24 protein-coding genes are annotated in these 25,581 nt (G+C 46.9%); 18 read left to right on the forward strand and 6 right to left on the reverse strand.

Translation table 11 applies throughout. The features are described 5' to 3' along the window. Nucleotides 1–134: 134 nt before the first annotated feature. The 3 genes from fliG to C5684_RS03365 are packed head-to-tail and all read right to left on the reverse strand — an operon-like array spanning nt 135 to nt 3,592. Nucleotides 135–1,115, reverse strand: coding sequence for a flagellar motor switch protein FliG (gene fliG, locus C5684_RS03355; RefSeq protein ID WP_233704302.1), 981 nt, complete (start codon nt 1,113–1,115; stop codon nt 135–137). A gap of 51 nt (nt 1,116–1,166) precedes the next feature. Then, nucleotides 1,167–2,867: a flagellar basal-body MS-ring/collar protein FliF gene (fliF, locus tag C5684_RS03360; RefSeq protein ID WP_013890320.1), complete on the reverse strand. Its 1,701-nt coding sequence runs from the start codon at nt 2,865–2,867 to the stop codon at nt 1,167–1,169. A gap of 26 nt (nt 2,868–2,893) precedes the next feature. Continuing rightward, the gene (locus C5684_RS03365) at nt 2,894–3,592 is read right to left on the reverse strand and encodes a phosphatase PAP2 family protein (RefSeq protein WP_104639419.1); all 699 of its coding nucleotides are present in this window, start codon (nt 3,590–3,592) and stop codon (nt 2,894–2,896) included. A gap of 140 nt (nt 3,593–3,732) precedes the next feature. On the opposite strand from C5684_RS03365, the gene napA reads away from it, so the two are divergent. The 14 genes from napA (at nt 3,733) to hemC (ending at nt 17,053) form a co-directional block, all read left to right on the forward strand. Next, the gene (gene napA, locus C5684_RS03370; RefSeq protein ID WP_104639420.1) at nt 3,733–6,561 is read left to right on the forward strand and encodes a periplasmic nitrate reductase subunit alpha; all 2,829 of its coding nucleotides are present in this window, start codon (nt 3,733–3,735) and stop codon (nt 6,559–6,561) included. Further along, nucleotides 6,562–7,311, forward strand: a complete 750-nt coding sequence (gene napG / locus C5684_RS03375) for a ferredoxin-type protein NapG (protein WP_006017643.1) — start codon at nt 6,562–6,564, stop codon at nt 7,309–7,311. Then, nucleotides 7,311–8,102 (forward strand): quinol dehydrogenase ferredoxin subunit NapH, encoded by a 792-nt coding sequence (napH, locus tag C5684_RS03380; RefSeq protein WP_104639421.1) that lies wholly within the window; start codon nt 7,311–7,313, stop codon nt 8,100–8,102. Before napG ends, napH begins: the two co-directional genes overlap by 1 nt. Before the next feature lie 102 nt (nt 8,103–8,204). After that, a complete protein-coding gene (locus C5684_RS03385) occupies nt 8,205–9,233 on the forward strand; it encodes a flagellar basal body P-ring protein FlgI (protein WP_407645763.1) in 1,029 nt (342 codons plus the stop codon). Next, complete coding sequence (locus C5684_RS03390; RefSeq protein ID WP_006017640.1) at nt 9,230–9,547, forward strand: hypothetical protein; 318 nt, start codon at nt 9,230–9,232, stop codon at nt 9,545–9,547. The genes C5684_RS03385 and C5684_RS03390 overlap by 4 nt, the downstream gene beginning before the upstream one ends. A gap of 1 nt (nt 9,548) precedes the next feature. Beyond that, a complete protein-coding gene (locus tag C5684_RS03395) occupies nt 9,549–10,607 on the forward strand; it encodes a sensor histidine kinase (protein WP_104639422.1) in 1,059 nt (352 codons plus the stop codon). An 81-nt stretch (nt 10,608–10,688) separates the two neighbouring features. Further along, complete coding sequence (locus tag C5684_RS03400; protein WP_013890329.1) at nt 10,689–11,129, forward strand: Dps family protein; 441 nt, start codon at nt 10,689–10,691, stop codon at nt 11,127–11,129. Beyond that, on the forward strand, nt 11,126–11,407 hold the full coding sequence (locus tag C5684_RS03405) for a DUF2018 family protein (protein WP_104639423.1): 282 nt from the start codon (nt 11,126–11,128) through the stop codon (nt 11,405–11,407). The genes C5684_RS03400 and C5684_RS03405 overlap by 4 nt, the downstream gene beginning before the upstream one ends. Continuing rightward, nucleotides 11,400–11,807: a hypothetical protein gene (locus C5684_RS03410; RefSeq protein ID WP_233704171.1), complete on the forward strand. Its 408-nt coding sequence runs from the start codon at nt 11,400–11,402 to the stop codon at nt 11,805–11,807. The genes C5684_RS03405 and C5684_RS03410 overlap by 8 nt, the downstream gene beginning before the upstream one ends. Then, nucleotides 11,808–12,701, forward strand: a complete 894-nt coding sequence (locus C5684_RS03415; RefSeq protein WP_104639424.1) for a polyprenyl synthetase family protein — start codon at nt 11,808–11,810, stop codon at nt 12,699–12,701. Between the two features lies 1 nt (nt 12,702). Beyond that, nucleotides 12,703–13,995, forward strand: coding sequence for a glutamyl-tRNA reductase (gene hemA, locus C5684_RS03420; RefSeq protein WP_104639425.1), 1,293 nt, complete (start codon nt 12,703–12,705; stop codon nt 13,993–13,995). Beyond that, complete coding sequence (gene proS, locus C5684_RS03425; protein ID WP_104639426.1) at nt 13,996–15,735, forward strand: proline--tRNA ligase; 1,740 nt, start codon at nt 13,996–13,998, stop codon at nt 15,733–15,735. After that, on the forward strand, nt 15,735–16,139 hold the full coding sequence (locus tag C5684_RS03430) for an FxsA family protein (RefSeq protein WP_104639427.1): 405 nt from the start codon (nt 15,735–15,737) through the stop codon (nt 16,137–16,139). The genes proS and C5684_RS03430 overlap by 1 nt, the downstream gene beginning before the upstream one ends. Further along, nucleotides 16,136–17,053, forward strand: coding sequence for a hydroxymethylbilane synthase (gene hemC, locus C5684_RS03435; RefSeq protein ID WP_104639428.1), 918 nt, complete (start codon nt 16,136–16,138; stop codon nt 17,051–17,053). Before C5684_RS03430 ends, hemC begins: the two co-directional genes overlap by 4 nt. Before the next feature lie 31 nt (nt 17,054–17,084). Here the strand turns inward: hemC and C5684_RS03440 are convergent, their stop codons facing one another. Genes C5684_RS03440 through fumC form a run of 3 tightly spaced genes read right to left on the reverse strand, consistent with a single transcriptional unit; the run spans nt 17,085 to nt 19,808 of the window. Further along, nucleotides 17,085–17,654: an HNH endonuclease gene (locus tag C5684_RS03440; RefSeq protein ID WP_104639429.1), complete on the reverse strand. Its 570-nt coding sequence runs from the start codon at nt 17,652–17,654 to the stop codon at nt 17,085–17,087. Beyond that, complete coding sequence (locus C5684_RS03445; RefSeq protein ID WP_104639430.1) at nt 17,644–18,417, reverse strand: DNA-methyltransferase; 774 nt, start codon at nt 18,415–18,417, stop codon at nt 17,644–17,646. The genes C5684_RS03440 and C5684_RS03445 overlap by 11 nt, the downstream gene beginning before the upstream one ends. Beyond that, nucleotides 18,417–19,808 carry a class II fumarate hydratase gene (gene fumC / locus C5684_RS03450; RefSeq protein ID WP_104639431.1) on the reverse strand — a complete coding sequence of 464 codons (1,392 nt, stop codon included), beginning with the start codon at nt 19,806–19,808 and terminating at the stop codon, nt 18,417–18,419. Before fumC ends, C5684_RS03445 begins: the two co-directional genes overlap by 1 nt. A 111-nt stretch (nt 19,809–19,919) precedes the next feature. Between fumC and C5684_RS03455 the strand changes: the two genes are divergently transcribed. The 4 genes from C5684_RS03455 to C5684_RS03470 are packed head-to-tail and all read left to right on the forward strand — an operon-like array spanning nt 19,920 to nt 25,526. Next, entirely contained in the window at nt 19,920–20,297 is a 378-nt protein-coding gene (locus tag C5684_RS03455) for a FixH family protein (protein ID WP_158650181.1), read from the forward strand. After that, nucleotides 20,297–21,496: a copper resistance outer membrane protein CrdB gene (gene crdB, locus C5684_RS03460; RefSeq protein ID WP_193365365.1), complete on the forward strand. Its 1,200-nt coding sequence runs from the start codon at nt 20,297–20,299 to the stop codon at nt 21,494–21,496. Before C5684_RS03455 ends, crdB begins: the two co-directional genes overlap by 1 nt. Continuing rightward, nucleotides 21,493–22,437 carry an efflux RND transporter periplasmic adaptor subunit gene (locus tag C5684_RS03465; RefSeq protein ID WP_104639432.1) on the forward strand — a complete coding sequence of 315 codons (945 nt, stop codon included), beginning with the start codon at nt 21,493–21,495 and terminating at the stop codon, nt 22,435–22,437. Before crdB ends, C5684_RS03465 begins: the two co-directional genes overlap by 4 nt. Then, a complete protein-coding gene (locus C5684_RS03470) occupies nt 22,437–25,526 on the forward strand; it encodes an efflux RND transporter permease subunit (protein WP_104639433.1) in 3,090 nt (1,029 codons plus the stop codon). Before C5684_RS03465 ends, C5684_RS03470 begins: the two co-directional genes overlap by 1 nt. Nucleotides 25,527–25,581: the final 55 nt, after the last annotated feature.

Here is a 25,581-nt window from a genome sequence, read left to right on the forward strand (position 1 = left end):
GTGTGCTGTTTTGATTAGATTCTTCTTTTTCGGGGGGCTTTTCTAAAGGAAAATCGGCGATGGATTTGAACTCGTATTTTTTAATGCTGTGTTTGGAGAGCTCCTCTTTGGCAATTAAATTCTCATCGCTTAAATTATTCAACTATATCTTCCTCTCCGCCCATTTGGATCACGCCTTTTTCCGCTAGAGATTGCACGATCTCAATGATTTTGCGTTGTGCCGATTCCACATCTTTAATTTTGACCGCCCCCAAATACGCCATCTCCTCAATGAATTGATCGCTAGCACGGCTACTCATGTTGCTTAAAAACTTGGTTTTGAGCTCCTCTGTAGAGGTTTTAAGCGCCAAGGTGAGGTCTTTTTTGTCCGCCACTTTGAGGATTTCACGGATGGCGAAGTTATCCAACCCGCTAATATCTTCAAAGGTAAACATCATCTCTTTAATGTCATTAGCCAGTTTGGCATCAATGTTTTCAATGCGCGCTAGCGTGGTCTTAGCCGCTTTTTGCCCTAAGCGGTTAAAGATTTCAGCCACCGCACGCGTGCCGCCCACCTCGACTTTATAGCTAGTCAAGGCTTCCAATTTATTTTCTAGCACCGTGGAGACGCGTTTGACAATTTGGGGTGAGATGTCTCCCAAGCTAGCCATGCGGATACTCACCTCCGCTTTCATGTCATCGGGGAAAAAACTCAAGGTTTCAGCAGCATTAGCCGATTCCATGTGCGCCAAAATCAACGCAATGGTTTGGGGGTGTTCGTTGATAATAAAGTCGGCAAGTTGTTGGGGTTTGATCCGCCCCAAGTAAGAAAAATTCTTCTGGGTTTGCAGGCTACGGCTGAGTTTCTCCAAGATGATCTTAGCTTGCTCAGGACCTAAAGCCTTGATCAAGAGTTCCTTAGCGTATTCAAACCCCCCGCTGTTGATATACTGGTTGGATTGCAAAATGGCAAAAAATTCCTCCAAGACAGCCGCCCCAATAGCTTTGTCCGTGCCATTGAGTTGGACGATCTGCTTGCTGATCTCCGTGATGGAATCCACATCCAAATGCCTTAAAATCCCAGCAGTCGCCTCCTCGCCCACTTGGATCAGCAAAATAGCGATCTTTTCAGACATCGTATATTCATCAAGTTGTGTTTTCTGTCTAGGAGTTAGTTTAGCCACTTTTTAGCTTCCTTTTGTGTTGGTTACGGCAACCTCATCTTTGATGAGTAACTTAAATAAGGAGGCGATCTCCTCAGGTCTCTCTTTGATTGAATGCTTAACCCTTTCTAGCATAATATCATACTTGACATCTTCTTCGTTAAAACTCGCGCTCAAGCCCAGTTGATCTTCCACTTTTTTACGCATTTCACCAAACTTATCGATCTCCTCATCATCAGCTTCATCAATGGCAAACAAAGACTGCACCTTTTCTTCCTCATCGGGGTGGATTTCTAACATGCGCTGGCTAAAGGGTGTAATAACTTTTTTGTAAAAGATAAACAAGATCAAGCCCACGATCAAGTATTTGAGCAAGGAAGAGAAAGGACCCAAAATCTTTTCTGTGGTGGCAACGACCTTTTCATAAGCCGTCATGGGCACATACTTCGCCGCTTTGGCGTTAAACTCAAAATTGCTCACCGCCACCGCATCGCCCCTAGCTTGGTTATAACCGATGGCTTGCTTGACTAAGGCGTTGATCTTATCCATCTCTTCAGGGCTTAAAGGGATGTATTCAATGGTTTCTGTCCCGTTTTTATCCACTTTTTTATAACGCCCATCCACCACCACCGCCGCATTCAGGCGGGTTAAAACCCCAAATTCCCCCTTAATTTCGCTCACCATCTTACCCACTTCGTAGTTGGTCGTGTTCGTGGATTTCTCGTATTTCTCCTTCATTTGATCGTTAAGACCTTGCACGGGTCCAATATTGCTCACCACCCCGGGCACCCCCCCCACTTGTTTTTTAGGGAAGCCCTCCCTTTTTTCCTCCATCGTTTGCTCACTGCGCACGACATTATTAGGATCAAAGGTCTCTTTGGTGCTTTTCTTTTGACTAAAGTCAAACTCTGCGCTCACTTTAGCCACGACCTTATCGCGCCCGCCCACAATGGGGGCTAAAATATTGGCGATTTTATTTTCTAGGATATTTTCAAAATTTTGTTTGTAATGCAACTGGGCTTGGGCAAGTTCTCTAGTGGTGTCTAATTCGTCATTTTCCCCCAAAGGCTCGCCATTTTCATTGACAAGTTTGACATTTTCTACCATTAATTTTGGCACAGAGGCAGCAATTAAGTTTTTAATCCCCAAAATCTGCTTGGGTAACAAACGCATGTTGGGTTTGATTTTGAGCATCACCGAGGCGGTAGGGGGGATTTCCCGACTCACAAACACGCTATCTTTAGGGATGGCAATATGCACATCGGCTTTGTCAATGGGGGTTAGGCTCTCAATGGTGCGCCCTAGTTCCCCCTCAATAGCACGGATATACTTGATATTTTGATCAAAGTCGGTCGCCCCAAAATCTTTCACATCAAAGATTTCATAGCCCACCTTGCTGGTCTTGGGGATTCCCTGAGAGGCTAGGGCAATGCGTTCTTCATAGACTTTTTCTTTGGGGATTAAAATCGTATCCTCTTTGGGAATCTTATAAGGGATGTGTTTTTGTTGGAGATATTGCAAGATAAGCGCGTTATCGCTATTGTCCATGCCCTCAAAGAGCACCCCATACCCTGAGAGATCGCCCTTGTCGCGAGTGGGGTAGATCAGTAAAAAAACCAAGAAAGCCACCAGTAAGATCGTGGCTGTAATGATTGTAATTTTTTGCTTCTTGTTCAGTCTTGCAAAAAGATCGTTAATTTGTTGCAACAACCCCTTAAAATCCACGCACTATCCTAAAAAGCTATCAAAAATCAAATTTTCTTAAACCATTTGACATAAACCCCCACAGACCAACAAGCCCACGCCATCCCCATCAAAACCCCCCCTAAAACATCTGTGGGGTAATGCACGCCTAGATACACCCTTGTGTATGCCATCAAACAAATCCACAAAAATAAAACACTACACAAACCCCATTTCAATGCGTTATTCAAATTCCCCAAAGACACCAACAAGAGCAAGAGCCCATAAAAGAGGCTGGCTGCTAGGGCATGCCCACTGGGGTAACTAAACCCATGTGCTAAATACAACTCCCCATTGGTGGGTGGGCGCGCCCGCGCAATCCACTCTTTAAAACCCTTCAAGGCGATCTCACCGGATAAAACACTGAGTGCAAACCACAACCCAAAGGCATAACGCTTTTGGAATGCGTAAAAAAGGGCTATGAGCAACGCAAGGGCAATCACCAATTTAGATTGGGCAAAAAAAGTCAGGGCTTTGATGGCTTGGAAGTAGGGGGCATGGCCAGCTTCTGGCACAGAGGCGGGCACGGGGGGGTGGGATCGCACCAACTCAATAAAAAAGGCATCTAAATGTTGCACCCACAGGCTATTTTGCTTGACACACACCGCCTCTAAAGCCAATAGCAAGAATAAAATCCCCCCCAATATCCATAGAAACCTATTCCACTTGGGTATGCCCACACCCCCTGCTATCTCTTGGTAGCCCATGTTGTCCTTGTCCCTTGTAGTCATCATCAAAAGGCTATCATAACCAAAAAATGATAAAAAGTAGCCATAAAGGCGGGTGTTAATTTTTCTAAATCAAATGTTGGCTATAATATTGCCCACTTCAAGACTAGGAGAGTCCAATGCCAACTGCTATCCCAAATTCTCATGTAGAGCCTACACAAGAGCTTTCACGGCGTGATTTTTTAAAATCTGTTGCCATCACTTCAGCTTTGGGGAGTGCTGGTCTGCTCACACCTCCAGACTTAGAGGCTAAAGCCCAACAAGCCCAGCAAGGCTGGAAGTGGGATAAAGCCGTTTGCCGCTTTTGTGGGACAGGCTGTGGGATCATGGTCGCCACTAAGGACGATAAAATTGTCGCCACAAAGGGCGATCCGCTAGCTCCAGTCAATCGCGGCTTAAACTGCATCAAGGGCTACTTCAATGCCAAAATCATGTATGGGGCGGATCGCTTGGTGCGCCCTCTTTTAAGGGTGAATGAAAAAGGCGAGTTTGATAAAAAGGGCAAATTCAAGGAAGTTTCTTGGAAACATGCTTTTGATGAGATGGAAAAGCAGTTTAAGAAATATTATAACCAGCTGGGCGTTACAGGTGTGGGGGTCTTTGGGAGTGGGCAATACACGATCCAAGAGGGCTATGCGGCTGCCAAGCTGATGAAAGCTGGTTTTAGGGGCAATAACATCGACCCCAATGCGCGCCACTGCATGGCAAGTGCGGTTGCGGGCTTTATGCAAACCTTTGGGATTGATGAGCCTAGCGGGTGCTATGATGATATTGAAATCACCGATACCATCATCACTTGGGGGGCGAATATGGCAGAAATGCACCCCATTTTGTGGTCTAGGGTGAGTGATCGCAAATTGAATGCTCCTGATAGGGTTAAGGTGGTCAATCTCACCACTTTTTCTAACCGCACTTCCAGCGTGGCTGATATGGAAATTATCTTCACGCCCAATAGCGACCTAGCCATTTGGAACTACATCGCTAGGGAGATCGTCTATAACCACCCCGATGTTATCGACCAAGAGTTTATCAATAAGCACATCGTGTTTGCCACTGGATATGCCGACATTGGCTATGGCATGCGCGACAACCCCAACCACCCCAAGTTTAGACCTGCCGAGAAGGACACGGTGAGGAAACAAAATGCGATCACTTTGGATGCAGATGAGGCGATCGCACTCAAACACCTAGGCGTGAAAGCGGGCGAGGTGTTTAAAATGCACCACCAAAAGCAAGCGGGCAAGCATTGGGAAATCAGCTTTGAGGAATTTAAAAAAGCCTTAGAACCCTATACTTTGGACTATGTCGCGCGCGTGGCTAAGGGGGATGCCCACGAACCCTTAGAGAATTTTAAAGCCAAGTTGCAACACCTAGCCAAACTTTACATTGAAAAAGACCGCAAGGTGGTGAGCTTTTGGACGATGGGCTTTAACCAACATACCAGAGGCTCATGGGCAAACGAGCAAGCCTACATGGTGCATTTTTTGCTAGGCAAGCAGGCTAAACCCGGGAGCGGGGCGTTTTCTCTCACCGGGCAGCCCAGCGCATGCGGAACAGCTAGAGAGGTGGGCACTTTTTCCAACCGCTTGCCCGCAGATATGGTGGTTACCAACCCCAAACATGTCGCCATCGCCGAGAAACTTTGGCACTTGCCCAAGGGCACAATCAACCCCAAACCCGGCTATGACTTCTTGGCGATGATGCGCGCGCTTGAAGATGGCAAGGTCAAGTTCATTTGGGTGCAGGTCAATAACCCTTGGCAAAACACCGCCAATGCCAACCACTGGATCAAAGCCGCTAGAGAGATGGATAATTTTATCGTGGTGAGCGATTGTTATCCGGGGATCAGCGCTAAGGTGGCAGATTTGATCCTACCCACCGCCATGATTTATGAAAAATGGGGAGCCTATGGGAATGCCGAGCGGCGATCCCAGCACTGGAAACAACAAGTTACCCCAGTAGGGCATGCCATGAGCGATATTTGGCAGATTTTGGAATTTGCTAAACGCTTTAAGCTCAAAGAGGTGTGGAAGGAGCAAAAGGTCAATGATAAGCTCACTTTGCCCAATGTGTTGGCTGAGGCGCATAAAATGGGCTATAAGGACACTGATACCCTCTATGATGTCCTCTTTGCCAACAAGCATGCCAAAAAGTTTTTAGCCCATGATCCAGTGGGCAAGGGCGCGCCCAATTCAGAAGTTTTTGGGGATAAACGCAATGTGGTGGGGAGCGATGGCAAGCCCTTTAAGGGTTATGGCTTTTTCATCCAAAAATACCTTTGGGAGGAATACCGCCAATTTGGTATCGGGCATGGTCATGACTTGGCTTACTTTGATGACTACCACCGCTATCGGGGCTTGCGTTGGCCTGTGGTCAATGGCAAAGAAACCCAATGGCGTTTTAACACCCAGTATGATTATTACGCCAAAAAGGCAGCCCCAGATAGCGATTTTGCTTTTTATGGCAAGGCGATGAAGGAACTTGTGAGTGGCAACCTTAAAGAACCCACCGGCAGCACGCCCAAGAGCCTAGAAAATAAAGCCAAGATTTTCTTCAGACCCTTCATGAAAGCCCCTGAGCGGCCCGATCAGCACTATCCATTTTGGTTAGCTACCGGGCGGGTTTTGGAACACTGGCATAGCGGCACGATGACCATGCGCGTGCCCGAACTCTTTAGGGCTGTGCCGGAAGCCTTGTGCTATATGAATGAAAAAGATGGGGAAAAATTGGGGGTTAGTCAAGGCGATGCGGTGTGGATTGAGTCGCGCCGGGGCAGTGTGAAAGCGCGGGTGGATATGCGCGGGCGCAACAAACCCCCCGTAGGGCTTGTCTATGTGCCCTGGTTTGATGAAAATGTGTTCATCAACAAGGTCTGCTTAGATGCCACTTGCCCCATTTCTAAGCAAACCGACTATAAAAAGTGTGCGGTGAAGATCACTAAGGCATAGATGCAAAGACGCGCCTTCTTACAAACCACCCTTAAGGGGGCTTTGCTGTGTGCCAGTGGGGGGGCGTTTTTGGTGGCGTTGCTAAAAGCCAAAAAGCAAGATAGCTACAGCCTCAGACCCCCGGGGGCAGAGGATGAGGCGCGCTTTTTAAGTCTGTGTATCCGCTGTGGGCTGTGCGTGAAAGACTGCCCCTACAACACCTTGAAACTTGCCACTCTATTAGACCATGCGAGGGTGGGCACGCCCTTTTTTCAAGCCCGTCAAGTCCCTTGCTATCTCTGCCCTGACATCCCTTGCATTAAGGCATGCCCCACAGACGCGCTAGACAAGGCGCATTTAAAGCCCAATCAAGGCATCGCCTCGCTTAAAATGGGGGTGGCTATAGTCGATCCAGTGGCTTGTGTGGCGTTTTGGGGGATTAGGTGCGATGTGTGTTATCGGGTTTGCCCCTTGATAGACAAGGCGATCAGATTAGAAACCAAGCACAATGAGAGAACCCACAAACATGCCTATATGCTCCCTGTGGTCGAACCTAGCGCATGCGTGGGCTGTGGGATATGCGAGAGGGCTTGTATCACCCAAGAACCAGCCATCCGGATTTTGCCCACAGAGTTTGTGAGCGGCAAGGTGGGCGATCACTATGTCAAGGGTTGGGATACCAAAGACCAAGAGCGCGTAAAGAATGCCAAACCCAACACCCTAAACCCCAAAACAGATAACCCTCTAGATTATTTGAACAAGGGGCTTTGATGCGCTATTTGGTGCTTAGACGGCTAACACAATGTGGTATTTTGATCCTCTTTATTGCCAACACCTTTATTTTGCAAGGCAATTTGAGTTCCTCTAAATTGTTTAGCACCATCCCCTTAAGCGATCCTTTTGCGGCTCTGCAGGTGTTTTTAGCCAGTTTGCATGTTGAGATCAGCGCGCTTTTGGGAGCTCTCTTGGTGCTGTGCATTTATGGCTTGTTCTTGGGGCGGGCGTTTTGCGCGTGGGTGTGTCCGGTGAATATGATTGTGGATTTTGCCGCTTGGTTTCGGCGCAAATTAGAGTTTAGGGGCGTGCATTTGGGCTTGCCTAAAAACTTGCGCTACATCCTCTTAGTTTTAAGTTTGATCCTCTCCTTTGTGCTCGCCACGCCCGCTTTTGAGAGCGTGTCCTTTATTGGGGTGATCCAAAGGGGGATCATCTTAGGCACGGCTTCGTGGATCATTGTGGCGTTGTTGCTCTTTTGCGTGGATGCGTTTTTGGGCGATCAAATCATTTGCTCCAAGCTCTGCCCACTGGGGGCGTTTTACTCTTTAGTGGGTCGTTATGCCCTTTTGAAAGTCCAGCACAACGCCCTGCGTTGCACCAAGTGCGATCTGTGCTTTGAGATTTGCCCTGAAAGGCAAGTTTTATGGATGGTGGGGCTTAAGAGCGTGTCGGTCAATTCGGGGGAATGCACCCGCTGTGGGCGTTGCATTGAGGTTTGCGCTGATGACGCATTAGAATTTAGCATTTTGGATTTGAAGGGCAGTTTTAAGGCTAACAAGCTTTAAGGGTGGCATACCCCAAGAGTGCAAATAGCACAGCGTGCTAGCTTTTTGCCCTAAATTGTGCCATTAGGGATTTTTAGATAAGATTTGAGCATGAAATTAAGAATCAAGCACTTAGTTTTGTGGGTGTGTGCTCTAGTTTGTTTGCAAGCTGAAAAGATCGAGGATATTGCCAATATTGTAGGCGTGCGGGATAACCAGTTGGTGGGTTATGGGTTGGTGATTGGCTTGAATGGCACGGGGGATAAGTCCGGATCGAAATTCACCATGCAATCCATTGCCAACATGCTCGAGAGTGTGAATATCAAGGTCTCCCCCAGTGATATTGCCTCTAAGAATGTGGCGGCTGTGATGATCACGGCTAATCTGCCCTCTTTTGCACGGCAGGGCGATAAAATTGATGTGCAAATTTCCTCAATCGGGGATGCCAAGTCCTTAAACCATGGGGTGTTGGTGATGACCCCTTTGAGCGCCATTGATGGGAATATCTATGCCATCGCACAAGGGAGCGTGAGTCTGGGCAATTCCTCTAACCAGCTCACCGGCACCATTGTCAATGGCGCGACCATTGAACGGGAGATTTCCTACGATCTTTATAACAAGAGTGGCATGACCTTGAGCTTGAAAAAGCCCAATTTTAAAAATGCGGTCAAAATCCAAGAGGCGTTAAATCGGGTTTTCCAACAAAAGGTTGCCCTAGCCATCGACCCCAAGACAATCAAGCTCAAAAAGCCTGAAAAGCTGACAATGGTGGAATTTTTGGCGATGATTGAAGAGGTCAATGTGGATTATAGCCACAAGGATAAAATCATCATTGATGAAAAATCGGGCACGGTGGTGGCGGGCGTGGATATTGTGGTGCACCCGGTAGTGGTTACAAGTGGGGATGTTACCATCAAGATCACCCAAGAGCCCTTAGAGCCCAAGAAGGGCAAGGCTAAAAAGGATTTGCAAAAACTCGGTCCCCAAGCCACGCTGGATACCAAAGAAAATATTTTGAGTGCGCCTAAGGCGACCATTGCTAGCGTGGTGAAGGCGTTGCAAAAAATTGGCGTGAGTTCTAAGGGAATTGTATCGATTCTAGAGGCGATGAAAAAAAGCGGTGCGATCAGCGCAGAAATGGAGGTCATATGATTAAAAATAATTTAGACATTTACAACCAATACCTAGCCAATAAGCTTGATTCTAACAAGCTCAAACACGGGGGCAAGCTAGAAGATCAACAGCTCAAAACCCAAACCGATGCCTTTGAGTCCTTGCTTTTGAAGTTTATGTTGGATACGGCTTTAAAGTTGGATAACCCCTTGTATCCTAAGCAAGCTGGGAGCGAGATTTACCAATCCATGTATAAAGATTCGCTCTCCAACCAGCTTAGCGGGCATTTTGGGTATAGCGAATTGCTCTTTAATTTCCTCAAAGAACAAGAGGAGCAAAAAAACAAGGGTTAGCATGAAAAAACCCCCCCTCCCCCTAGAAGCCGTCTCTAGCTCCGGAGATGCCATCTTAGATAATGGGCTACTAGATCGCTTTGGCGCACAGGATCGCCAAGAGCTCTTGCGTTTGTTGAATGAATTTATCTTGCAGAGTTACAAGGTTGAAAAGGAATTTAAGGACTATAAGGCGCTCTATGAGTGGGTGATTGAGATTTTGCCCCAAGCCATTTGGGTGCTCAATGAAAATAAGAGCTTTTTTTACAAAAATAGCAAGGCGATTGAGAGTCAGGATGTCTTTGAAAAGGCGAAGGCACTGGGTTTTAACCTAGAAATTGAACATGAGGGCAAGAACTACCTTTTCCAAAATAATAAAATTCAGGGCAAGGAGATCATCACCGCTACAGACATCACCAAGCAAAAACGCCAAGAACGCTTGGTGTCGATGGGGAAAATCTCAGCACATCTAGCGCATGAAATCCGTAACCCGGTGGGCTCGATCTCATTGCTCACCTCGATCTTGCTTAAAAAGGTGGATAATAAGACTAAGCCCATTGTGTTTGAGTTGCAAAAAGCCTTGTGGCGGGTGGAACGCATCATTAAAGCCACGCTTTTATTTTCTAAGGGCGTGCATGCCAACAAAACCCCCCAAAGTCTTTTGCTCCTAGAGGATGAGATTCAAGAAGCGCTCAACCAATACACCTACACCAAAGAGATCACCCTCACCACCCGCATTGCGCCCACAACCGCCCATTACGATCTGAGCTTGCTTAGCATTGCCCTACAAAACTTTTTATACAACGCCATAGATGCCATTGAGGAAAGCAATTCTGAGGAAGGGCATGTGGAGGTGATCGCCTTTGAAGAGGGGGAATGGGTGGTTTTCCACATCAAAGATGATGGTAAGGAGGTGTTGGATAAAGAATTGCTCTTTGAGCCCTTTGAGACGACCAAGCTTAAGGGCAATGGTCTAGGGCTTGCGCTCTCCTTGCAGGTGGTAGAAGCCCATGGGGGTAGGATCACCTTGCTAGACACTCCCGATAAAACCTTTGAAATCCGCATTCTCAAGGGCGAATAAAAGCTTGTATTTACTATTTTTCCGTTAGAATGCGCTTTGAGCTTGGCTTGAGCTAGACTAAATAACCAAAAAAGGATGACGATGAAAACAAAAACGATCGATTTACTCAAACAACTCCAAGCCGATAGCATTGTGCTGTTTATGAAACTGCACAACTTCCATTGGAATGTTAAGGGGCATGACTTTTACCCCGTGCACCAATTCACCCAAGCCCTCTATGAGGAGTTTGCCACAACTTTTGATGATTTGGCAGAACGAGTTGCCCAGCTGGGGGCTGTGCCTGTGGTAACCCTAGATGAGGCACTGAAACTCTCCCATATCAAAGAGGAAAGCAAGCATAGCTTTAGCTCCGGTGAGGTCTTTGGGGCGGTTTTAAAGGATTATGAGCACCTAGAAAAGCACTTTGCCCAACTCTCAGAGACAGCCGACAAGGCTGGGGACAAGGTTACAGCCGCTTATGCCGATGAACAGTTAGCCAAACTCCAAAAATCAGTGTGGATGCTAAAGGCTAGTTTGGTTTGAACCACGATGACTTGCATGTGCTAGCAGGCGATCCCATCCAAAAATGGGGCGATGTGATCTTGCATGCTAGCTCTAAGCGCACCCGTGAGGAGTTAGAACGCCTCTTAGAGGCACAAGCTCTGTGCGAGATTCTCCTGGAGGATTTGGGTTTGCAAGATAAATTTTCTGCCTTGTTAAAACAACAGCATGTAGATGGGGCTTTGCAAGAACGCCTGCAAGCCAAAAAGATGGATTTAGCCATCCAGTCGATGGCACTTGTCTTAAGCGGGCATGAATAGGCTGTTGGTGGCTTTGCTCCTGTGTGCGGGTGTCTTTGCCAAACCCCTTGATAAGACTTTGGAATTAAAAAAAGATGAGGTCTATGGTGGGGAGTTGCAACTGGGTAAATTTAAAAAACCCGTGTTTTTCCGCTGGACTCTCTATAAAGATCAAGGCTTGGTGGTGCATCTAAATATTAACCACTTCCCCTACCAATTCATTTTATACCCTGACTTCCAACGAGATAGTTTTCGGGTGGCGGTGTTCAAAGAGAGGGGCGGGGCGAGCTCCTCAGAAGTTGAGGGGGATCACACTCCCCCCTTTTTGATGCTCAGTTTCAAAAAGTTTGACACCCAAAAAGAAATCGCCACTTTGCGTTTGCGCGCCTCTAACCAACTCAAGTGGGTGGAGCAACCCTAAATGTTGCACGCCATCCAAGCCAAGATTGAGGGTTATTTAGAGGAGGTTGGGAGTGCGCAGGTGCTGGAGATGGCGCGTATTTTGGGGGCAGGTAAGATGTTGCGTAGCCAACTCATTTTAGCCATCTGCCCTAACCACCCCCAAGTTTTGGATTTTTGTGCCATTATTGAGATGATTCAGAGTGCATCTCTTTTGCATGACGATGTGATTGACAATGCCAACACCCGCAGGGGGCAACTAGCCCTTAATTGCACCTTTGGAGATAAGAGCGCGATCATGCTGGGCGATATTTTCTACTCCAAAGCCTTTTGTGAGCTAGGCAAACTAGATCCCCAGATCGTGCAGGTGGTCGCCCAAAGCGTGGTCGCACTCTCCCGTGGGGAACTTAAAGATGTGAGCACCTCCCATGCCTTCAACCCCGATCCCAAGATTTACCTAGACATTATTAGCGATAAAAGTGCCTCTTTAATCGTGGCGAGTAGTTGTGGGGCGGCTTTGTTGCAAGGTTTGGACACCCAGCGTTACCACACCTTTGGGCTCAACTTCGGGCTAGCCTTCCAAATTATAGACGACCTGCTGGACATCACCCAGCCCCAAGAGGTCTTGGGCAAGCCTGCCTTTGGGGACTTCAAAGAGGGCAAGAGCACTTTGCCCTATATTTTGCTCTACCAACGCCTAGATCAGCCCCAACAAGAGATTTTGCTCTCCTACTTCAAGCAAGACAACCCCCAAGCGGTGGCGTGGTGCCAAGCCGCCTTTGCTAGACATGGAATTGTGCAAGAAGTGTTTCAAGAAGCGCAAAAATATCTCCAAATTGCCCTAGAAGCGATTGGAGGGGAGGGCAACACTAAGTTAGAAAACATGGCAAAACAAATTTTAGAACGGGAGTTTTAGCGTGGATAGCGGGTATTTGGTTTTGGGTTTCACACATAAGCACCTCCCCATTGAGCTCAGAGAACAGCTCGCCTTTGGCGAATCCGAACTTTTGGGCTTTTTAAACATGCTCAAACACCAGCACCCCCACATCAAAGAGATCATGGCACTCTGCACTTGTAATCGTGTCGAGTTTTATCTGTATGCCTATGATTTAAACCAAGTGGCTTGTCATCTGATTGCCGCCCTAGCCCAAGCTAAGCAAATGCCCTTAAGCGTGTTGCAATCCAAAAGCGAGATTCACACCCAGACCCATGCGATTCATCATGTTTTTTGCGTGGCTAGCAGTTTGGATAGCATGGTTGTGGGGGAGACTCAGATCACGGGGCAATTTAAGAGTGCCTATAAAATGTGCCTAGAGCACAAACTGTGCGCCCAGCATTTGACCCGCCTAGCCCATTTTGCCTTTAAATGTGCCGCAGCGGTGCGTAATTCAACCACCATCTCTTCTCAAGTGGTTTCCATCGCCTCTATGGCAGTCAAACAAGCCCTAGAGGTGTTAGAGAGTGAAAAGGTGGCTCAAAGGGCTGTGGTGGTGGGCGTGGGCGAAATGGGGCAATTAGTGTGTAAGCACTTGCTGGCTAAGGGCTTTGAGGTGATCTTGTGTAACCGCCACAAGGAGCGCGCCTTAGAGCTTGGCATGGGGCTAGAAGTGCAGGATTTTGAAAATCTCCCCCACTTAATCAACACCCACCCCTTTTTATTTTGCGCCACAGGGGCTAACCACCCCATCATCACCCCGCAGAGTGTTATTAGCACTGATTTTAGGCGTTGGTGGTTTGATTTGGGTGTCCCACGCAACATCGCCCCCATCCAAGAGCCCAATATTTGGCTTTATAGCGTAGATGACTTGCAAAGCGTGGTGGCGCATAACTTGGAAAACCGCCAAAAAGACACCTCAAAGGCTTATGAGATTGCCGGACTCTACACGCATAAATTTTTAGAATGGTTGCAAACCTTAGAGGTTGATCCGCTCATCAAAGGGCTTAGGGACTTGGCTAGAGAAGCTGCCCTTAAGGAATTGCGCCGTGCCCTCAAAAAAGGGTTTTTGCCCCCCCAATATGAAGAGAGTGTCGCCAAGATTTTACACAGCGCATTTAATACCTTTTTGCACCACCCCACCGCTGTATTGAAAAAAAATGCCCACAAAGAGGAGGGCGACATGTTGGGCGAGTGCTTGAAAAATCTATTCAACTTGGGCGGGGAAAACATGTTTGTGAATCGCTATAAATGCGAATATGAAGAAGGATGTTAAATGCGCTTTTCTAAGCTATTTGCCCCCACGAGCAAAGAACCCCCCAAAGATGCCCTACTCAAAAGCCACCAATTCTTAGTGCAAGCGGGCTTTATCCAGCAAATTGGGAGCGGGATTTATAATTTTCTGCCCCTAGGGCAAAAGGTCTTGCAAAAAATCCGCTCTGTGGTTAAAGAGGTGATGGACTCTTATGAGGCACAAGAGTGCATGCTAGGCTTTGTGATCCCTGCTGATCTATGGAGGCAAAGCGGGCGTTTTGACAAATATGGCAAGGAGCTTTTAAGCCTTCAGGATCGCAAGGAAAACGATTTTGTATTGAGCCCCACCCATGAGGAAGTGATCACCGAGCTTATCAAGGCGTATGTCAAGAGTTATAAACAACTCCCCTTGCACCTTTATCAAATCCACACCAAATTTAGAGATGAGATTCGCCCCCGCTTTGGGCTGATCCGTGCTCGTGAATTTGTGATGAAAGATGGCTATAGTTTTCATAGCAGTTCAGAGAGCCTAAATAGGGAATTTGATCGCATGGAGCAGGCTTATAGCACCATTTTTAAGCGTTTAGGGCTGGATTTTAGAGCCATTGAGGCAGATAGCGGGGCGATTGGGGGCAATAGCTCTAAGGAATTTGTGATTTTAAGTGCATGTGGGGAGGATATTGTTGTGGTGTGTCCGCAGTGTAGCTATGCGGCTAATATTGAAATTGCCAAGCGTGCTAAGAGGGTAGAACCTGAGAACATCCCCCAAGCTCATTTTGCCAAATTCCCCACGCCCAACACCCCCACGATCCAAGCCTTGAGTGCGTTTTTCAAGGTCGATCCCTTTTTCACGCTCAAAGCAGTCGCCAAGCAAGCCATGCTCGAACATGGCCACTCCCAACTGGCGATCTTTTTTGTGCGTGGGGATGATAGCCTAGAGGAGAGCAAAGCCCTTAATGCTTTGAGTGCCACTTTACAAACCCCTATTTTGAGCCTAGAGGAGGTGAGTGCGCATGCCCTAGAGGGCTTAGGGTTATATCCGGGTTATATCGGACCCTATGGACTCAAACACATCTTGCCCGATGTGGCGGTGATCTTTGATGTGGATTTGCAAGATGCCAATAGCCTCATTTGTGGGGCAAATGAAAAAGAGGCGCATTTTGTGGGGGTGGATTTAGCCACCTTTGAGGGCTTGGTTTATGCTGACATCGCCACCACGCGCGCCAATGATGCCTGCCCGCACTGCCAAGCCCCTTTGGAGTATCAAAGGAGCATTGAGGTCGGGCATATCTTTAAACTGGGTAATAAGTATTCTAAAAGCCTGAATGCCACCTATCTTGATCAAGAGGGCAGGGCGCAGTTTTTTGAGATGGGCTGTTATGGGATTGGGGTTAGCCGTTTGTTGAGCGCCATTTTGGAGCAACATAGCGATGAAAAGGGTTGTGTGTGGAGCAAAGCGAGTGCGCCCTTTGAGGTGGTGATCATTGTGGCTAATAGCAAGGATAGCCAGCTAGAGGCTTTGGGCGAGAGTTTGTATCAAGAACTCTTAAGCGCAAGTATTGATGTGCTCTTAGATGATCGCGTGGATCGCTTTGGGGCTAAGATGGCAGATTTTGAGTTGATGGGCTGTTGCTATGCGATCATTGTGGGTAATCAAGCCCTACAAAGTGGGTCTTTAGAGATCATCAAAAGGCAGGGTTTAACTAAAAGCACCCTAGAGCGTGCTAGCCTTGTTAAAGCCCTCAAGGAGATGTTAGCCTAATGCCCTTTGCCTACATTTTGGGGATTTCCTATGTGGTGCTGGAGGTTTTTTTAGTCTATAGTGCCGTGCAAGAATTTGGTTTGGTGCTGTTTTTAGCCGAAGTGGTGATCAGCGCGCTGGTTGGGGGTGTGGTGTTGCTCAAAAGCCCTTTTAAGAATTTAAACGACTTGGTCTATGAACGCCTTGAACCTTTGGCTTGGGCGGAGGGGTTTTTTTTAAGATCGGTGGGGGCGGTGCTCCTACTCTTACCCGGGGTGTTGTGCGATGTCTTTGGAGCTCTCTTGTTGCTCGTGGCGTTGGTGCGCCAAAAAGACCCACCCCCTGAAGAAACGCCCAAAAAGCCCAAAAAACAAAAAGAGCCAGAAGAAATCATCGATGTAGAAGTTTTGGATAAGGAAAAATGAAAACCCTCATCATTGGGAGCAGGGGGAGTGCGCTGGCTTTATGGCAGGCTTCTTATGTGCAAGGCTTGCTAGAGCAGATCGGGCTGAAAAGCACAATCCGTGTTGTCAAAACTAAGGGGGATAAGATTTTAGATGTGCCCTTAGCCAAAATCGGGGGCAAGGGGCTTTTCACCAAAGAATTAGAAACATTGCTTTTAAACCAAGAAATCGATTTGGCCGTGCATTCGCTTAAAGATGTGCCTGTAGAGGAGATTGAGCCTTTAAGCCTTGCTGCCATCACGCCCCGTGCCGATCCTAGAGATTGCTTTTTGAGCGTGCAATACTCTTGTTTGGCAGATTTGCCACAAGGGGCGAAAGTGGGCACGACCTCTTTACGCCGATCGATGCAATTAAAACGCATGCGCGCTGATTTGGATACTTTAAGTCTGCGGGGCAATATCCAAACCCGCTTAGAACGCCTAAAATGCGGAGATTTTGATGCGATCGTGCTGGCTTGTGCGGGGGTGCAACGCTTGGGGCTAGAATTGCCCCACCAACAGCCCTTCAGCACTGAGGAGATGATCCCTAGCATGGCTCAGGGGGCACTGGGCGTGCAGATGCGGCGTGATCACCCCTATTTTGATCAAATCGCCCAACTCAATGACCCCACAAGCGCGTTTGTCTGTGGGCTGGAGCGTTGCTTTGTGCGCCAACTGGGCGGGGGTTGCCAAGTGCCCTTAGGCGTGCATGCCAGCCTCACACCAGATATTTTGCAAATCCAAGCCATCGTGGGCTTGAGCGATGGGAGTTATATCCTCCAAGAGAGTATCCAAGGGCAACCCAGCCGGGCAGATCATCTAATCAATACTTTAGTGCAAAACTTCCTATCCCAAGGCGCACAAGAGATTTTGGACCAAGCAACATTATTGAACTAACCCAAACCACTTAAAAGGTTCAAGGCTTTTTCTACACAATGTGCCCGTTGATATTATGTTTTTCATAAACGCCTAAAACCTCTTCTAAAAAGGCGGCTAGCTCCATCTCTCCGGCCTTTTGCGCACTCTCTAGCATGCGTATAAACATTTTCTTACCCGTTTCTGTCTGATTAAAATTCTTTTTTAAGAAATTGTGCCGGGCGCACAAAGTTTGCCCATTTTCTAGGCTAGCTTGACCCCCTAAGTCTTTAGGCTTGATGTGATCGACATGTAATTCCACGCCCTCTTTTTGCCCCGCCCCACAAATAACACAAGCATACCCGTCCCGTTCTAAGATTTGCTTTTTTAAAGCGGGGCTAAAGTCCTCTAAATCTTGACGCAAAACGGAATTTGGGTTGTAACGATAAACTCCCTTAGCGATTTTTTGTAAAATGCCTTGTTGGTGCAATTTTCTAATGCCCCGATCAGGGTCTCTGAAAATCTTGCCCGTGCGCTTGTAGTATTCATGGGTGAGCCAATCCACTGCCTCAGGATGTGCGATCTCCCGATTAGGGTTTGCCTTAAAAAATTCCAAGATAAGATCGCTTTGTCTAATCCCCATCTCTTTCCCCCCATATTTTCAAAAAGCGTTGTTTGGCTAGGGCACAATAAGCAGGATCTAACTCGATGCCCACAAAGGCGCGTTGGTTGGCATAGGCTTCTAACATCGTGGTTCCCGATCCGCTGAAAGGATCGCAGATCACATCGCCTATAAAAGAAAAGAGCTTGATACAACGGCGGGGTAACTCTCTGGGGAAAGGGGCGGGGTGGCCGATGCGTCTTTTAGATTCCCCATTAAACTGCCAAAGCCCATTGGTCCAAGCCATGAACTCATCCTTTTTTAGATCGCTTCTGCCCTTGTGCTGTTTTTTCCACACCTCTTTATACAGAATAACAATGAGTTCCACGGGTGCGATCACATAGGGGGCTGAAGGGCTAAGCCAACTCCCCCAAGCCGTGCGTCTGGAGATATTGCCCTCATTCCAAACAATGCTACTATGGTAACGCCAACCGATCTTTTTGGCCAAAGTGATTATATCTGCACCCACACTCTGTTGCCCGCCTTTGTTCTTATCCAAAGGGATATTCAGGCATAGCCTCCCGCTGGGCTTGCTCCATAAGTAGGTATTTTGTAGCCAAGTGGCGTTAAAATCTAAATACTCTGCATAGCTCTGGCTATCTGCATTAGTATTGTAATCAATGCCCACATTGTAGGGCGGGGAGGTGATGGTGCAATCTAGACTCTTAGGGGGCAAAAGCCTCTGATTGAGGGTGTTAGCTTGATAAAGGCAGATGTCATCATAGACAAAAAAGGGTTGGGGCATTAAGCTTTAGGGCCAATCATTTGTTCGGGTATGACAAATTTTTCAAAATCCTGTGCGCTTAAAAGCCCTAACTCCACAGCAGACTCTTTTAAACTAATGCCCTTTTTGTGGGCGTTTTTGGCGACTTTGGCGGCATTTTCATAGCCAATATGGGGGTTGAGTGCGGTTACCAGCATGAGCGAGTGGTGCAAATAGTAGTCGATCTTGTCCTTGTTGGGCTCAATGCCAATTGCGCAATGTTCGTTGAAACTGAGCATGCCATCGGCGAGCAGTTGCAGGCTTTGCAAGAAGTTATAAATGATCACGGGCTTAAAGACATTGAGTTCAAAATTGCCCTGAGAGGCGGCAAAGCCAATGGCCGCATCATTGCCCATCACCTGCACAGCGACCATCGTCAAAGCCTCGCATTGGGTGGGATTGACTTTGCCCGGCATTATAGAGCTGCCCGGTTCATTTTCAGGAATGTGTAATTCGCCCAACCCACAGCGCGGACCGCTGGCAAGCCATCTAATGTCGTTAGCAATTTTCATTAAGTTTGCCGCCAGCCCTTTGAGCGCGCCGTGCGCGAAGTTGATCGCGTCATGGCTGGTGAGGGCGTGGAATTTATTGGGTGCGCTTTTAAACTCTTGCCCCGTGGAGTGGGTGAGCTCTTGAGCGACCTTCTCAGATAATTGGGGGTGGGCATTTAAGCCTGTGCCCACCGCCGTGCCCCCAATGGCTAGCTCTCTTAGCCCCTCTAAACTCTCCAAAATCTGCATCTTAGAGTGCTCTAACATGCTCACATACCCGCTAAATTCCTGCCCCAAAGTTAAAGGCGTGGCATCTTGTAAATGCGTGCGCCCGATTTTGATAATATCCTTAAAATCTTGACTTTTGGCATGCAAGGTGGCATGCAATTTGTCTAGGGCAGGCAGGAGTTTGCTTGTGAGTTCCAACACCGCCACAATGTGCATGGCGGTGGGGAAGGTGTCATTGGAGCTTTGGGACATATTGACATGATCGTTAGGGTGGATCAATTTTTCTTTTCTAAAGTCTGCCCCTAAAATTTCGGTCGCTCTATTGGCGATGACCTCGTTCATGTTCATGTTGGTCTGAGTCCCGCTCCCGGTTTGCCAAATGGCTAAAGGGAACATGCCCTCTAGCTTGCCCTCTAAAATGTCCTCGCAAGCTTGGATAATGGCTCCTGCTTTTTGTGCGTCCAATTTGCCCAAATCCTGATTGACTTTAGCCAGAGCGCGTTTGAGTTTGGCAAAGGCGTAGATCAACTCTGTTGGCATTTTTTCCGTGCCGATTTTAAAGTTCTCATAGCTTCTTTGGGTTTGTGCGCCCCAATACTTGCTATTTTCAACTTTGACCTCGCCCATCGTGTCGTGTTCTGTGCGGTAAGACATGCTAATCCTTTATGTTTAAGATAGCCAACTCTAACACAAGAAGGATTAATTTCCACAAACTTTACACAAATAAAGTTTAATATGCCCCTATCTTTTACAAAGGAGTTTGCGATGAAAAAATTAGGTAGCCTGATCTTGGCATGTGGTCTTGCATTTGGGAGCTTGCATGCATGGGAGATGCAAATTAAGGCTAAAGAGGTCGCCGTGTCTTTTAAATCCAGCGCTAAGCTGGTGAGCGGGAATAACCATTTTAGCCTCACGCCCACTCTAGGGGGCAAACTCCTTAAGGGCGCACAGCTTAAGCTCAAATTTAGCATGCCTGAAATGCCGGGCATGCCTGCTATGCACGAAAAAGCGCAAGTCAAAGAAAAAGATGGCGTGTATGAGGCGAGCGTGAATTTGCCCATGAGCGGGACTTGGCAGGTCAAAGTGGAGATCACAACCAAAGAGGGCAAAACCTATAAAGGCAAGGGTAGCGTAGATATTTAATGCGCGCGTTATTCCTTCACTTATTGTTTGTCGCTTTGCAAGGTGTGGCTTTAGCCACTCCTTTAAACTTGCAAGTGGTGTATAAAAAATACCTTGTCAAAAACGCTAAAATTGCCAGCCTACAGGCACAGATTGACAGCTTGCAAGCCCAAGCGCAGGCGGTGAGCCGTTGGGATAATCCGATCTTGTATGTGGGCTATAATAATGCCGATGTCAATAACTTTTTTATCCTCGATTCGAGTTTTATGCAGAGTATCAGCGTGGGGCTTAGTCAAAAGTTTGATGTGAATGGCAAAAGGCACACACAAAAGCAAGTGGTGCAAATTGAACGGCAAAAAAAGATTTTAGAATTAGAACAACTCAAGCAACAAATTGCTATCAATATCTTGAGCAATGCTATCAATGTCTATAAAAACACACAAAAATTAGCCTTACTTAAAGACGCTTTAGACAATATAGAGAATTTACTCTATAGGGCCAAACACTCCAGCAATCCCGACCAAATTGCCATTGCTAAATTAGAGGTGATAAAGGCACAATGGGAGATCAAGCAAAACGACTTGCAAGACAGCCTAGCGGACAATAAGATTAGTATCAGCGAGCTTACCTTCAATCAAAGTGATTTGTTAAGCCTGGCTCCCAGCCTCATAGCCTTTAAGCCCGAAGTTGAGCTTAAAGAGATCATGGAAACTAACCGCACAATTAAAATCGCCAGTTTGCAAAACAGCCAAGCCCTGAAAAACATCACTTTAGCCAAAAAGAGTTTTTTAGAAGATATTAATGTAACCGCTAACTATCTCTTCCGCTCTAAAATCTTTGACATGTTCACCATCGGTATAGCAATCCCCTTACCCATCTATGGCAAACAAAACAATACTCTACAACAGCGTAGAGAAGAGCATTTGGTGGCATTAAACTCTCTAGAAAACATAAAAAACAGCGTGCAACACAACGCCCGCAAATTGATTAAGAAACTCACACAATTACAAAAGAATTTAGCCAATATTGAACAAATTTTACAAGCGAGCGAACACATCGTGCAAATCTATAAGGACAATTTGCCTTCATCGCAGGGCGATTACAACAGCTATTACAATGCTTTTAACGACACCATCAACACAAAGTTGTTACAGCTAGAAACTAAGAGTGCTTTAGCCACAAACTACCTTGCGCTAGAAAACCTAAAAGGACTGCAATGAAAAAGTGGATTTTAGGGCTTTTTTTAAGCTTGGCGCATTTGCAAGCGGTGGGCAGTGTGAAGGTGCAACTGAAAGAATTTGCCCCTTTTAGACAATATTACGCCACCTTATCTGCCGATGAACGCAGGGTTTATTCTTTTAACTTGCGCTTTGATGGCTTTGTAGAAAAGCTATATGTGAATCGCACTTACCAAAATGTTAAGGCGGGGGACAAGCTCTTTAGCATTTACTCCCCTGCCCTTATATCCGTGCAAAGCGAATTGCTCTCCTCTTTGCGCTTTTCTAGTCAGGTGAGGGCGATGCGTGAGAAATTGCGCTTACTGGGTGTCCCCAGCGTTGAGATTGAAAGCATCATCCAAACCAAGAAAATTAAGAATGAGATCGAAATGCGTAGCCCCTTTAGTGGGGTGATTTTCAGCAAGACCATTAATGAGGGGGAATTTATTAAGAGTGGGGCTTTGGTGTTCCAAATCATTGACTTAAAGGCGTTGTATGTGCTGGTGAGGGTCAATCAAGAAGATTTGGACTTTGTGCGCCACTTATCTAAGGCGCAAATCAGTGTCGAGGGTGTGCCCGGGATCTTTAATTTGGAGTTTTCCAACATCAATCCCCTTGTGGGCGTGCAAGATAAAATGCTTGAAGCCCGCTTTATTTTAAAGAATCCAGATCAGCTCTTTTTCCCCAATATGTTTGCCAAAGTTACGATCTACCAGCCCAAGCAAAAAATACTCATCTTGCCTAAAGAGGCGGTGCTCATCAAAAACGGGCATGCGGTGGTGTTCAAGAAAGATGATGATTCATTTGAATTCACGCAGATCAAAGCCAAACGCTTGAACGATGGGAGTTATCAAGTTTTAGAGGGCTTAAAGGCAGGCGATGAGGTGGCTAGAAATGCGCTCTTTATCTTAGATGCCGATGCGATCAATAATGGAGATGAATAGTGATCAATGCGTTGATCTCTTTGAGCCTTAAGAATAAATTGATCGTTGTGATGGGGGTTTTCTTGCTCTTTCTCATCTCCATTTGGGCGATGTTACACACCCGCCTAGATGCCCTACCCGATCTCTCCCCCACGCAAGTAGTCGTGCAGGTGAGCTACCCTAATCAAAGCCCCCAAGTGGTGCAAGAACAAGCGGTTTATCCGCTGGTTTCTAATTTGATGGGGATTGCTGATATTGAAACCGTGCGTGGGATTGCCAGCTATGAAACCGGCTTGATCTATGTGATCTTTAAAGATGGCGTGGATCTGTATTTTGCCCGGGATCGGGTGAGCGAACAGATGGCACGGGTCAAGTTGCCCCTAGAGGCTAAGGTGGAAATGGGGAGCGACTCAACCTCCATTGGCTGGGCTTATCAATATGCTCTTAAAAGCAAGACCAAGAATCTAGCCGAGTTGAAAACCTTACAGGATTTTTATTACCGCTATGCCTTGTTGGGCGTGGATGGGGTGAGCGAGGTCGCTAGCGTGGGGGGGTTTGAGCGCAATTATGAGGTTACGATTAATAATGATGCATTGGTGAAATACGATTTGAATATCCAGGATGTGATCAATGCGATCAAAAAGTCCAACAAGGACACAGGCGGGGGGATCATCTTAGAAAATGGGTTTGAAAAGATCATCCACGCACAAGGATACACCAAAAGTTTAGAGGACTTGAGCCAAATTGTGCTCAAAGCCCCTAATCTAACCCCCATTAAGCTTAAAGACATCGCCACGATCAATTTTACCCCCAAGCCCCGCCGTTCAGTGGCAAACTTAAATGGCGAGCAGGAGGTCGTGGGCGGGATTGTGATGGTGCGTTACCACGCCGACACCTATGCTATTTTGCAACGCATTAAAGAAAAAATCGCACATTTGCAAGAGGGCAATCAAGAGGTGCAGATTGTGCCCGTTTATGATCGCAGCGAGTTGATTCAAAAGGGGGTGGATAATCTCATCCACACCCTCATAGAAGAGAGCGTGATCGTGCTGGTTATCATTGCGATCTTTTTGTTGCACTTTAGAAGCGCATTGGTTGTCATCATCACTTTGCCCCTTTGTGTGTGCTTGAGCTTTTTACTGATGCATTTTTTCAACATTGAGGCGAGCATTATGAGCTTGGGGGGGATTGCCATTGCCATTGGGGCGATGGTGGATGCTGCTATTGTGATGGTGGAGAACGCACACAAGCATTTAGGGCATGCCAATATGCAAAATGAGCAAGAACGCCAAGAGGCGATCATTGCGGGCGTAAAACAAGTGGGACCCGCCATCTTTTTTGCATTGATGATTATCGTGGTGTCTTTTTTGCCTATTTTTGATTTGAGCGGGCAGGAAAAACGGCTATTTTCCCCACTGGCTTATACCAAGACCTTTGCGATGTTGGTGGGGGCTTTGCTTTCCATTAGCATTGTGCCTATTTTAATGCTTTGGCTCATTAAGGGCAAAATTGTTGCGGAGAACAAAAACCCGATCAATGTCTTTTTCATTAAGATTTACGGGGTGTGCCTTAGATTTGTGTTGCGTTTGCGGTATGTTTTTTTGGTTATAAGCGTGCTGGGGCTAGGCGGGCTTTATGTGGTTTATAAAAAACTCAACTGGGAGTTCATCCCCTCCATTAATGAGGGCGTGGTGATGTATATGCCCGTAACCACCAATGCGGTAGGAATCGACACGGCTAAAAAATACCTAGAGGAAACCAACAAACGCATTAAGGCGATCCCTGAGGTCAAACAAGTCTTTGGTAAAGCCGGGCGGGCTAATAGCAGCACAGATAGCGCGGCACTCTCCATGCTAGAAACCTACATTGAGCTCAAGCCCAAGAGCGAATGGCGGCCGGGCTTAACCTATAAAAAACTAAGGGACACCCTAGAAAATACCCTGCAGTTAAAGGGCTTAGTCAATTCTTGGACCTATCCCATTAGGGGGCGTATTGACATGCTTTTAACCGGGATTCGCACGCCCTTAGGGATTAAGCTCTATGGCAAAGACCCCACTTTGCTACAAGAATTGGCGATCCAAATGGAGCAAAAATTAAAAACCCTGCCCGAGTCGCTGTCTGTCTTTGCTGAAAAATCCAATAATGGCTACTACCTCAATGTGGATTTACGCCCCGAAAAGCTCGCCCAGTATGGAATCACCAAAGAAGCCGTCTTGAATATGATCAGCTATGGCGTGGGGGGGGCGAGCATCTCTACTCTCATTGATGGCGTGGAGAGTTACCCCATTTCGGTACGCCTGCAAGACACCCAACGCAACAACATCGAGAGTTTAGACAATCTCTACATCAAAACCCCCTTTAGTTTTGTGCCTTTAAGAGAATTTGCCAATATCTACTATGCCAACGCCCCGGCGGTGCTCAAAAGCGAAAAGGGCTTGAATGTGCATTTTATTTACATCGTGCCTAAAAATGGGGTCAGCTCTGAGACCTACCGCCAAGCTGCCTTAAAACTTTTAGAAAGTGTTAAACTGCCTAGTGGGTATTATTATGAGTTTTCAGGGGAGAGCCAATACCTCGATGAAGCTTTTGCCACCTTAAAATACATCGTGCCCATGAGTATTTTTGTGATCTTTTTGTTGATTGTATTTGCTCTTAAAAGCCCCACAAATTCGCTTTTATGTTTCTTTAGCCTACCCTTTGCCTTTTTGGGCGGGTTGGTGTTTATGAAACTGCTAGGGCTTAATTTAAGCATCGCTGCGTTAGTGGGCTTTTTAGCGCTTTTAGGGGTGGCAAGTGAAACCGCGATTGTGATGATCATTTACTTAGAAGACGCTTATCAAAACTTCTTAAAAGAAGAGCAACACACAAGCGCCAAACTCAAAGAGGCGATCATGCACGGGGCAGTGCAACGCGTGCGCCCCAAATTGATGACCTTTTTTAGTATTTTGGTCTCTTTGATCCCCATCATGTATTCCCATGGCGTGGGCTCAGAGATCATGCACGCCATCGCCGCCCCCATGCTAGGCGGGATGATCACCAGCGTGGTTTTGACCCTCTTTATCATCCCCACGGCGTATTTTGTGATTAAGGATGCCAAGATTAAGGCATGAGCTCTAAGTTTTAGATTTGGTAAAAAATTTATTCTGCGTTTTTAGCGGTGTTTTC

The organism is Helicobacter bizzozeronii (assembly GCF_900196775.1).
Lineage (GTDB): Bacteria > Campylobacterota > Campylobacteria > Campylobacterales > Helicobacteraceae > Helicobacter > Helicobacter bizzozeronii.